General features: G+C 27.1%; 10 protein-coding genes and 1 pseudogene. 1 reads left to right on the top strand and 10 read right to left on the bottom strand.

What is annotated here, in order from left to right:
* From Q5O44_RS00960 to Q5O44_RS00925, 8 genes and pseudogenes are all read right to left on the bottom strand, one after another.
* Window positions 1-344, bottom strand: a pseudogene (locus Q5O44_RS00960) (hypothetical protein); the annotation flags it as partial.
* 454 nt (window positions 345-798) lie between these two features.
* Window positions 799-987 (bottom strand): helicase-related protein, encoded by a 189-nt coding sequence (locus Q5O44_RS00955; protein ID WP_302637065.1) that lies wholly within the window; start codon window positions 985-987, stop codon window positions 799-801.
* A 352-nt stretch (window positions 988-1,339) separates the two neighbouring features.
* Entirely contained in the window at window positions 1,340-1,747 is a 408-nt protein-coding gene (locus Q5O44_RS00950; protein WP_022166511.1) for a hypothetical protein, read from the bottom strand.
* Between the two features lie 582 nt (window positions 1,748-2,329).
* Window positions 2,330-2,518: a PfkB family carbohydrate kinase gene (locus Q5O44_RS00945; RefSeq protein ID WP_022166509.1), complete on the bottom strand. Its 189-nt coding sequence runs from the start codon at window positions 2,516-2,518 to the stop codon at window positions 2,330-2,332.
* Between the two features lie 22 nt (window positions 2,519-2,540).
* Window positions 2,541-4,010: a glycoside hydrolase family 32 protein gene (locus tag Q5O44_RS00940; protein WP_022166508.1), complete on the bottom strand. Its 1,470-nt coding sequence runs from the start codon at window positions 4,008-4,010 to the stop codon at window positions 2,541-2,543.
* A 29-nt stretch (window positions 4,011-4,039) separates the two neighbouring features.
* The gene (locus tag Q5O44_RS00935) at window positions 4,040-4,882 is read right to left on the bottom strand and encodes a carbohydrate ABC transporter permease (RefSeq protein ID WP_022166507.1); all 843 of its coding nucleotides are present in this window, start codon (window positions 4,880-4,882) and stop codon (window positions 4,040-4,042) included.
* 12 nt (window positions 4,883-4,894) lie between these two features.
* Window positions 4,895-5,863: a carbohydrate ABC transporter permease gene (locus Q5O44_RS00930; protein WP_022166506.1), complete on the bottom strand. Its 969-nt coding sequence runs from the start codon at window positions 5,861-5,863 to the stop codon at window positions 4,895-4,897.
* Between the two features lie 19 nt (window positions 5,864-5,882).
* Window positions 5,883-7,169 (bottom strand): sugar ABC transporter substrate-binding protein, encoded by a 1,287-nt coding sequence (locus Q5O44_RS00925; protein WP_022166505.1) that lies wholly within the window; start codon window positions 7,167-7,169, stop codon window positions 5,883-5,885.
* 202 nt (window positions 7,170-7,371) lie between these two features.
* Between Q5O44_RS00925 and Q5O44_RS00920 the strand changes: the two genes are divergently transcribed.
* Complete coding sequence (locus Q5O44_RS00920; RefSeq protein ID WP_022166504.1) at window positions 7,372-8,352, top strand: LacI family DNA-binding transcriptional regulator; 981 nt, start codon at window positions 7,372-7,374, stop codon at window positions 8,350-8,352.
* 130 nt (window positions 8,353-8,482) lie between these two features.
* Here Q5O44_RS00920 and Q5O44_RS00915 read toward each other — a convergent pair whose 3' ends face one another.
* Both Q5O44_RS00915 and Q5O44_RS00910 read right to left on the bottom strand, forming a co-directional pair.
* Complete coding sequence (locus Q5O44_RS00915) at window positions 8,483-9,844, bottom strand: McrC family protein (protein WP_022166503.1); 1,362 nt, start codon at window positions 9,842-9,844, stop codon at window positions 8,483-8,485.
* 6 nt (window positions 9,845-9,850) lie between these two features.
* Window positions 9,851-10,993, bottom strand: a complete 1,143-nt coding sequence (locus Q5O44_RS00910) for an McrB family protein (RefSeq protein ID WP_022166502.1) — start codon at window positions 10,991-10,993, stop codon at window positions 9,851-9,853.
* Between the last annotated feature and the right edge of the window lie 244 nt (window positions 10,994-11,237).

Raw genomic sequence — 11,237 nt, 5'->3', positions numbered from 1 at the left:
TTGACTTTTTGTGTCCAAAATATTGACATAAGACCACTTACTGTTGGAGTTATTCCACAAATCCAATCGCCAGCAAATTTAAATTCAAGTAACTTCAAAAACTCTTCTAATCTTTCATACTTAAATTTACTATAATAATACATTACTGGTGGAATCCAATCTTCTGACCTAAACCCAATTTTCATTATAGTTATTAAATTCTTATACTCATTAGAAAGAGATGCATCTTGTAAATCAATGATATTATCAAAAATTTCACTATATTTATAAATTAAATCTAGTGTTTCTTTTCCTTTAGAAATTATCCCTTTTGAATAAATCTTTTGATTGAATTCATCTAACAAATTTGCTCTAGCTTTTTCTTTAACTAAAATAGTTCTTATAAATTGAATAAATCTATCAAAACCTTCTCCATATCTTCCTTCGATATCTTCCCAAATTTCAGCATACTTTTTTACTTCTCTATCACTACTTAATTCTCCAATATTTTAAGATTTAATAATATCAGCACTTGTTAATGGTATTCCCCTATTATTTAATATAGTAAACATTCTAAAAGCATCTTCAGTATTATCAGTACTTACATATACATACTTATTATATATTATAAGTTAATATATAGAGTGAGACTTTTTAAATCTCATTCTATTCTTACTATGCCTTATATTTACTTTTATTCTCTGCTACCACTCCATATCCTTCATAATTAAAATTAACAATTCCAACACATTAGTTTAGCTTATCTAGAAAATACCTCCAATACCTTCTTGAATTTATCTGGTGGATAATCATATTTCTTTAATATAATATAGTACTATTTATAGGTCTACATATTACAATATTTCTAGTTTTAGGTGCATCAAAGCCTGTTGTTAATACTCCATAATTGAAAAAAAAATCAATTTCTCCATCAGTAAATTGCTTAATTATAATTCTTCTCTCTATCTTATTAGTATCTGAATCAATACACGCTGCTGTTCTTCTCATACTGCTTAACATAGTACATAAAAATTTAGCTAAATTAAACTATTATAAAATCTTAATAATTAGCATTAATCATTCTTAATTATACTTTATTACGAACAACTTCTTTGTCGAACATTATCACTATGACTCATAGTATATTATTGCATTTAATACTTTTATCTATATATTTGTTATTATTAGGTGCTATTTTCATAATACTTTAAATTTCAATTAAATTAACTACTTTTATAAAGTGTTTTAATTTTAATATAGTTAACTAAAATTAATTAAAATAATAAAGAGGATATCCAGTAAATGTTTTCCTAATCACATACTAGATATCCTCTTCAATAATTAATATAGTTAAATTTTATTATACTAACTCTTTTGCTTCCTTTTCAATTGCTTCTAATCTTATATATATTTCCTCACACCTATATTCTGCATATTTTAAGTTACCAACATATTCTTTAAATTCTGTCTTACTTAAACTTTTAAACTCATCTTCTAAATCATCTTCTGCTAAACTTATGGCTTCATAAAATCCTGCAGAACATGGTCCCCACCCTCTCATTTCACTTAAAAATATTGAGCTTATTTTTGAAAGTTGATATTCTTCTAATCCATCATACTCATGATCTATTTCAATTATTGACCCATCTTCTTTAATCTCTATTGATTTAATAGGATTATCTCCTACAATAGATGCTTCTTCTCCAAATTCTTTTATTAATTCAACTGCTTCTTTTGCTAATTCCATTTTTCTTTCTATATTACTCATTCTCATCCACCTCATAATTTTATTTTTAATAATTCTTCTAAATCATACTGTCATTCATTAACTAAGGTAAATTACACTTAATACATGCATTAACAAGTGTACAAATATATTTAACTTCATTATCTTTTTTAACTTTTATAAATATTTCTCTATTTTTCACTTCAAAATTATCATTAAGATATTTATTAATACCTTTATTATACATAACTGCATAATCAGAATAACACTTATACGTCTCTTTTATGTTTATATTTTCTTTTAGTTTGTTATTTTCATATATTTTTCTTTTAATGCCTGCATAATATCACTTGTATAATTCTTATATAATGTATATACTTCATTTTGCTTCATTAAAAATTTCTCATATTGCTTCAAAATATTATTCTCCTAGTATTTTTTATAAACATATATAATTATAGCAAACTCCCTCTTGAAATCTTGTCGTAATTTGTCAACAATCTTTGGAATATGTCGCCATTTTTTTCGTATCCAAAATATTAAATTTTTAAACATAAAAGTGGTTAGTCATAAATACTAACTGATTTATCACTAACCACTTTACATTACTTTAACTTTCATATTTTATTTTATATATTCAAAAACTTCATTCCATGTTGGTATAGATTCTAAAGCCCCTATTCTGGTTGTTGTTAATCCACCAACTACATTAGCCAACTTAACAATTTCTACAATACTCTTATCTGGTTCATTTAATATCTGAGCTAAAACTGCACCTATAAATGCATCACCTGCTCCTGTTGCATCTTTCACTTAATAATCTAATACTTATTTATTACACTTCAATTGTCCAAATATCAAAGCTATTAAATACAATTTCTCCATCAACAGCTTCTAAATTTACTTTATTGCTACATTCTAATGGATAAATGTTATTTGACATAGCTACTTTATTATCATCAGTAAATACTTCAATAGATATATTGTCTGAGAATATATTCACAGATAATGTATCTTCAAATAAATCTAAATCACAACTCTTGATTCCTTTATTGTAACCATCACAATTATTTCTATCAAATATTAACTTTTTATTTTTAATATCTAACCTTAAAATAGCTACACCCTTTTTATTTTCTCTTAATTTAATAATTAGTTCCTTAGCAGTTGTAGCTTTTAAATCAATATTAAATAACATTTCATATCTATCTTTATTGCTAATTATTATATCCTTACTTCCATTAAGAGTATTTAACTGAACTTTATTTTCTTCTTTTCTATAATCTCTAATCTCTTCCACTGGTATAAACTTTAACTTACCAGTTCTCTCATCAAGTTTAACCTCTCTAGGTAAAGACATTGCACCATTCCACTTATCTTCCATATTAGGGCCAAAATCAGTAAAACATTTCATCCAAGGCCAACTATTAGCCCAACCTATTACTATTCTTCTACCCTTATCATCTACTAATGATTGTGGAGCATAAAAATCAAATCCAAAGTCTACTTTTCCTTTTTGAGTCCATGTAAACTTTCCTGTAGAGTAATCCATATCTCCAACTAAATACATTGTAATTGTACTTCCAAGCTCCATTGGTGATAGCATTAAAACATGTTTATCTCCAATCTTAAAGAAATCTGGACATTCCCACATACTTCCTAGCTCACCATGGGATTCTGCTAAAACACTTACAAAATTCCATTGTCTTAAATCACATGAACTATATAATAAAGCTCTTCCTTCATTATTTTTAGTAGTTCCTATCACTACATACCAAAGGTCTCCTTCTTTCCAAACCTTAGGATCTCTAAAATCTCTATTTCCTTCAATAAAGTTAGGTAATATTACTGGATTTCCTTCAAACTTTTCAAAATTTACTCCATCATCACTTGTAGCAATACATTGAACTTGAACTGTTCCCTCTTCACTAGTAGTGGTACCTGTATACATTAACGTTAACACGCCATTATCATCTACAGCACTACCTGAGAAACATCCTCCATCTTTATCATCATCATAAAATTCACTAGGAGCTAAAGCTATTGGCAAGTGATTCCACTTAATTAAATCCTCACTTTCTGCATGTCCCCAATACATTGATCCCCATTTTGAATCATATGGATTATATTGATAAAATAAATGATACTTACCTTTATACTGAATAAATCCATTTGGATCATTAATCCATGATGCTGGTGCCATGAAATGATATCCTTGCCTATATTTACTTAATGCTACTTGATTTTTTATTGAATCTACATATTTCTGTGCTTGTTCTAATTTCTCCTTATGATTATTTGCCATATTAAAACCTCTCTAAAATAAATTTTTCTTTATCCTTTAATTCCACTAGACATAATACCTTGTACATAGTATTTTTGTAATAATAAATATACTATTAATATAGGAATTGTTGAGAATACTAATGCTGCCATAATTGGAGCATATCTTACTGGTGGATCTGTAAAGAATCCTTGTATAGCAAGTTGAATTGTTTTATGTTCTGGTGATGTTACTGCCATTAAAGGCCACATAAAATCACTCCAATGTGTTACAATTGTTAATACTGTTGCTGTTGCTATTACTGGCTTTGTATTAGGTAATACTACTTTTACAAAAGTCCCTAACACTCCACATCCATCAATACTAGCTGCTTCTTCTAATTCCTTTGGAAGAGACATGAAAAACTGCCTAAATAAAAATATATTAAAGCAATTACCTATAAAAGGTAGAAATAATGCAAAGAATGTATTTGTAATTTTTAATGTATTACTTACTAAATATAATGGTAATACAACTGTTTCAAAAGGAACTATATATAATGCAATAATTGCACTTAGTATGAGGTTCTTTCCTGGAAACCTTAATCTTGCTAACGCATATCCACATAAGGCATTAACAGGTATACCTATTAGAAGTATTAATACAATATATATCATACTGTTTAGTGTACTTTTTAATACTAATGATCTAGATAGCATTTCCTTATAATTATCTAATGATGGATTAGATACAAAAAATGTTGCTATAGAACTCATATCTTTAAACAAATCTGCCTCTGGCTTTAATGATGATACAATCATCCATACTAATGGTAATACAAATATTAATGATAAACTTATTTGAAATATATATGCTAAAACTTTACTTAAAGTCCTTTTTTGATTTCTTTTCATAATCCTTCCCCCCTAATCTCCATTTACATTACATACCTTTTTCACAACACCTGATACTAGTAATATTACTAAGAAGAAAATTACTGCTATTGCACATGAGTATCCAACATTCCTATATTGGAACCCTTGTTCATATATCATATATGCAAGTGTTTTTGTTGATTCATTAGGGCCGCCTCCTGTCATTATATAAGGCTGTGTAAATAATTTAAAAGCTTGGATAGTAGTAATTAAAATTACAAAACTTGATACATTTTTTATACATGGTAATGTAACATTTTTAAATTTTTCCCACCAATTGCAACCATCTAAGCTAGCTGCTTCATATAGATCTCCTGGAACATCTTGTAAACCTGCTAAAAATATCATCATTTGATATCCAGCAGCTTGCCATATAGACATGAATATAATAGAATTCATAGCTTGTTTCTCACTTAATAAGAAAGGCTGTGATTGTATTCCTATAGAATTTAAAAGTGAATTTATAAGACCACTATCTCTGTTATATAAGAATGTCCATAATATAGCTACAACAACCATGGATGTAACCACAGGACTAAAGAAACAAATACGTGCCACCTTTGATGTTTTTAACTTTGTATTAACTAATAATGCTAATCCTAATGCAACTATAGTTTGAAGCGGTACTACAATTGCTGCAAAATATACTGTATTAAACAAACTCTTATAAAAAGCTGGATTCTTTAAAACATCTATATAATTTGTTAATCCAATGAAAACTTTTTGTGCTGGTTTTAGCATATTATATTGTTGAAAACTATATCCAAAAGCAAGTATGGCCGGTAACACTAAAAATACACCAATAAATATAACTGCTGGTAAGACAAATAACATTCCTGCTACTGCTTCTTTACTCATTGATTTTTTTAAAGTTACATCTGTTTTAATTTCTGTATTTCTCTTAATTGTTAGCATTAATACAATACCTACCTTTCTAAGAGAATTATGACTAAAAGCCATAATTCTCATTACTTATATATTAATTATTTCTCTTTATATCCTCATTAAAACGAGTAACTACTTTAGCTAAAGCGTCTTTAACGTCTACCCCAGTTCTTATATCTTGTAATGCTGATGCAAATTCACTTGATAATACTGGATAAGATGTTGAAATTGGTCTTGGATGTGCTGTATTTATTACTTGCTCCTTTATAACCTTTTTATTTTCATCTTGATATTCTTCCATATTATCAAATACAGATATTCTTGCTGGTGGTTTGCTTATAGCTGAACAATACTCTTCTACTTCTTCTGCTGATGTTAAGAATTCAAGTAACTTAGCTGCTGCTTCTTGGTTTTCTGAACCCGAAGTAATACCAAAACACCAATCCCCTGATGGTGAAACTACTTTACTACTTTCAGAGAATTTAGGATAGTATGTTATACCATAGTTAAAATCTGGATAGCTTTCTTCTATTGTCTGAATTTCCCATGATCCCATTAAATACATAGCTGATTTTCCTTCTTCAAAATCATTTGGTAATGGTTGAAGATTTATTAATCCTTCTACTGCAAATTTTTGATAAAACTCTAATGCTTCAATGGATTTATCAGAATTTAAATATCCATCAATTTTTTTACCATCTTCTGAAAGTAACTCTCCTCCATTTGACCATATCATTGGAGCAAATGCATAAATTTGACCTTCACCTAAATCCCAATCTAAATTAATTCCATACATATCATTAGTTTTTAATTTTTTAGATATTTCATATACTTCTTTCCAAGTCCAAGCATCTTCTAATGTAGTTGGAGCTTGTATTCCTGCTGCATCTAAAACATCCTTATTGTAGAATAAAACCACAGTAGATTCTGCTGCTCCTAGTGCATATAATTGTCCATCAACTGTTCCTTGTTTTATTATTGACGGAACAAAATCTTCTAGCTTGTCTTCTGTGAAATATTCATCAATTGGAACTATTATTCCTGAATCTGCATAGTTAGCAACTGATGGACCATCCATAGCTATAATATCTGGTAAGCTACCTGAAGTTGCTGCTGCATTTATTTTATTTTCGTATTCATACCCATTCCCTCTTGGTATCATTTGTAAACTAGCTTCTATTTCACCTGCATATAATTCATTAAATTGTTCTATTGCATTTTTGTAATATTCTTGCTCAACAACTTGTCCCTCTTGAGTCCAAACAGTTATCTTTGCCACACCATCTTCTGTAGCATTATTTGATGATGAACATCCATAAATATTAGCTGATAACATTCCTACAGTTAAAATTAAAGACAATATCTTTCCTCTTCTCAACATTTATACCACCTCATATTTTTATTGCATATGCTAATCGGTTAGCATATTATTATATACATTGTTAATGTTTACATTTATATTATAAACCCAAATTTTGGAATATGTCAACCGGTTTGCATATAATATTTTTTATTTTTTATTTTTTTCTATTAATTGACAATGCTACTTTTTGGATATTAAGATATAAGGAGAGGTGAGTAATTTGACAAATATAAAGGATGTAGCTATTAAAGCGGGTGTATCTGTTTCTACAGTATCCAGAGTAATGAATAATCGAGGCTATATTTCACAAGCCACCAAAGATAAAGTTTTTAATGCTATGAAAGACTTAAATTATCAACCAAATGAAATTGCTAAAAGTTTATTTAAAAAGAAGTCTAATATAATTGGTTTAATCCTACCTGACATTAGTACTCCTTTCTATGCTGAAGAAACTAGGTATATAGAAGAAGAATTATATAAATTAGGATATAAGTTAATGCTTTGTAATGCATATAATAGTAGTAGTAGAGAACAAGAATATATAAATATGCTTTTAAGAAATCAAGTAGATGGAATTATAATAGGTAGCCATACTTTAAAAATTGAAGATTATTTAAATCTAAATCTACCAATTGTTGCTTTAGATAGATATTTAGGAGATGATATTCCTATTGTATGTTCAGATCATATAGAAGGTGGTAAATTAGCAGCACTTGAATTATTAAATTGTGGTTGCACTAATATTCTTCACTTTTCTGGAAGCTTAAAAGTACCTACTCCATCTAATGACCGTCATAAATCTTTTAATGACACATTGGAAAGAAAAAATATTAAAGTAAATACAGTAGAATTACCTATTAATTTCTTCTCTTTTTTAGATTATTCTTCAATTATCCAAGAAGCACTTGATAATAATCCTGATATTGATGGTATATTTGCCACTGATACTATTGCTTTAGCTACAATTAAGGAGTTAATTAAACGTAATAAAAATATTCCTAATGATGTAAAGGTTGTGGGATATGATGGTTTATCTATTTGTGCTCTTACTTATCCTACTTTAACAACAATACAACAACCTATTAAGGACTTATCTAAGGAAGCTGTAAAAACATTAATTAATCTTATTAATAAAAAAGATAGTTATATTGAGAAAAAAATTATTTTACCTGTGTCTTTGAAAAGAGGTAATACTACTTAATTTTTTTTAGTGTAACTGGTCTTATAGATTTTTCTTTAGATATTGCTCTTTTATTATTTATTTTAGAATAAAGAGCAGTTGCAAAAAAATTCACAACTGCTCTTTTTATAATTATTTATACTAATTTATTTTATAATTTACCTAACTCATATTTAATTTTATTATCATTAGCTTCATATAATTCAAACTCTTCACTCCTACTTTTAATAAAACTTTGATAATCCAAAACAAAGTCTATAATAATAACCTTTATTTCTATTACTTCTTCATTAAAAGCACTATTTATCCTATACTTAATATCCTTATGGAAGCAATCTACTCTAGGGTACACTAATGCTAGATTATTATAGCCTCCCCTTAAAGCATAACTACACATTTGATACATATCACTTTGGTTTATACCATACTTATTTTCTTCATTTACATTTAACTTCTTATATTTAGTATCTATAATGATTACCTTATCATTTAAATTTTTTAAATATATATCTTGTCTAAGTCTAAATACATTTTTACACTCCATATCATCTACAATAACTTGTGCCAAATATAAATCACTCTTTTGAAATTTTATTTCTTTATATTTACCCTTAAACTCTGCTTCTATAAAATTAAATATAAAATCCTCAAATAAAACTTCCATTGGTATTAAGAAACAGAAATCTATTTTATCTTCCTGATTACGTCTTGATAACGATGTATTTTTTAAGAAAATATCACAAAGAGTTAGTACTATTTCATAGTCACTTTGCAATCTATTTAATTTAACTTCCTGACAACTATATTCATTACAATATATATCATCTACTTCATCTAAGATAAAGATAATTTTATTTAGTAAATCCTTACTATCTATGTTTTTAGTAATATTTAATAACTTTCTTGTAACAAACTTAATTATTTGATTAAACCTATTATTATAAATAAAAGGCTCATATATGGTATTAAATTTATCCCATTTACCAGTAGTTATATTTTCTTTTAAATACTTGTTTATATTTAACCTACCTTTTAAATAAGTTACTTCATTCTCAACTTCCTCATAACAATTATATGGTTTTAAATATATTAAATTAAAGGTATATTTACTAAAAATAAGAATTAACATTTCTAAAAAACTATCATTTTTTTGCAAATCCATTTCTGTATCTATTAGTGGTATTTTTATTCTTTTAGATTCTCTCATCCAATATATTAAATTTGTCATTAGGTATTGATCTAAAATATTTTCATCTATATTTTCCCCGAAGACCTTAGGATAAATTGTAATATCTACATCCTCATATGAAATAAAGCCTACATAATTTTTAGCTTTAATTTTATTTCCATCAAAGATTAAAAATTGCTGTCTATTAATATATTTATAGCTATCAAATTCATTATCATCATATAAACAATATCTTTTATTCCAGGCTTCTTCAATATACTTTTTAAACCCGTCTATTTTTTCATTATCAAATTCTTTATACTCACCAAACTCTCTTAATTTCATATATCACTACACTAACCCTCTATATTCTAATTGGAAAGTATCCATATTCATTTCTACATTGATTCCACCTTTAGCTAATATATTTACAACTTCATTTTCATTATTATAAAAATATTCATTTAATAAAGGTATTAACTTTTTATTCACAATATTTTCTAAGTCGTCTATAGATTTATTAGCAAAGAAAGCATGTCCAATTAAATAATCTGCACTTCTCTTGCTTTTATAAATTGCTTCATTAATAGGTTTTAATATATGTCTAAAATCAGGTATTACATTATAATCCGGATACATGGCTATAAAATCAAATCTTCTTCTTAGTGCAATATCAATAAGAGCTATTGACTTATCAGCTGTATTCATTGTTCCTATAATATATAAATTAAGTGGTACTGCAAATAATTCTTTAGATGGCAAAGTTACTATTGTTTCATTTTCTCTACCTATTCTCTTATCTTCTTCTATTAAAGTTATCAGTTCACCAAATATTCTAGATATATTACCTCTATTGATTTCATCTATGATAATTACGTAGTTATTATCTGGATCATCCTTAGCTATATCTACTATATTTTTAAATATTCCATCTTCCTTAATAAAAGATAAACCTTCATTATTATTGGTGTTTGCTCTAATCCCCTGAATAAATTCTTCATAGCTATAATTTTGATGGAAGGTAGTAAAGACAATCTTATTTCCACTTAAATATTCTTTATATCTATTAAATACAGCCTGTCTATTTTCTTTAGCTTCTTCTACAACATTATCAATTTGTTTCTTTTCTACAATGCTTACTGCATAATTTACTGTATTGTAAGTCTTTCCAGTACCAGGAGGCCCATATAAAATCATATTTAAAGGTGTTTCTACTGTAATTTTTTCTTGCATTTCTTCTTGAGTACTTACAGTTGTTCCTGCTTCATCATTGTAATCTGATGTTCCCTCTACTCTCCAATAATAACCTCTACTTAAAGTACCTTTTTCACTAGCATTTTCTAAAGAATTACCAACTGATTTTACACCTAACCATTCCCTTACTTCTTTAAATGATTTAAATGTCTTTACAACTTTTGTTCTTTCTTTATCTGAGTAGCATGTTATATCAGCTAACAGCTTATTATGTGATCCTACCTTAAAATTATAATCCACTTTCTCACCATCTTCCTTTCATACTTTCTTTATACTATATATTATAATTTACTTTTTCCATATTTTACATAAAAAAAGCACCTACATTTTTATAGGTACTCTCTTTGTTTATTAATATATATTTTTTAATTTTTGCTACTTAATAATTATATTTTTAATCACTAATAAATGGTGTAATTTCTCCCATTGAAGAATACTTATAAGTCTGCAATGTATCCTTGTCTACCATAATTAAATAATCCCT

It is taken from the genome of Clostridium sp. CAG:221 (assembly GCA_000435835.1).
Taxonomy (GTDB): Bacteria; Bacillota; Clostridia; order Clostridiales; family Clostridiaceae; genus Clostridium.
This window is presented reverse-complemented; position numbering and strand designations above follow the sequence as displayed.

Excerpts from the sequence above, each read along its gene's own strand:
- Q5O44_RS00955 (WP_302637065.1), bottom strand. The coding sequence starts at position 987 with ATGAGAAGAACAGCAGCGTGTATTGATTCAGATACTAATAAGATAGAG.
- Q5O44_RS00930 (WP_022166506.1), bottom strand. The coding sequence starts at position 5,863 with ATGGCTTTTAGTCATAATTCTCTTAGAAAGGTAGGTATTGTATTAATG.
- Q5O44_RS00940 (WP_022166508.1), bottom strand. The coding sequence starts at position 4,010 with ATGGCAAATAATCATAAGGAGAAATTAGAACAAGCACAGAAATATGTA.
- Q5O44_RS00950 (WP_022166511.1), bottom strand. The coding sequence starts at position 1,747 with ATGAGTAATATAGAAAGAAAAATGGAATTAGCAAAAGAAGCAGTTGAA.
- Q5O44_RS00915 (WP_022166503.1), bottom strand. The coding sequence starts at position 9,844 with ATGAAATTAAGAGAGTTTGGTGAGTATAAAGAATTTGATAATGAAAAA.
- Q5O44_RS00925 (WP_022166505.1), bottom strand. The coding sequence starts at position 7,169 with ATGTTGAGAAGAGGAAAGATATTGTCTTTAATTTTAACTGTAGGAATG.
- Q5O44_RS00935 (WP_022166507.1), bottom strand. The coding sequence starts at position 4,882 with ATGAAAAGAAATCAAAAAAGGACTTTAAGTAAAGTTTTAGCATATATA.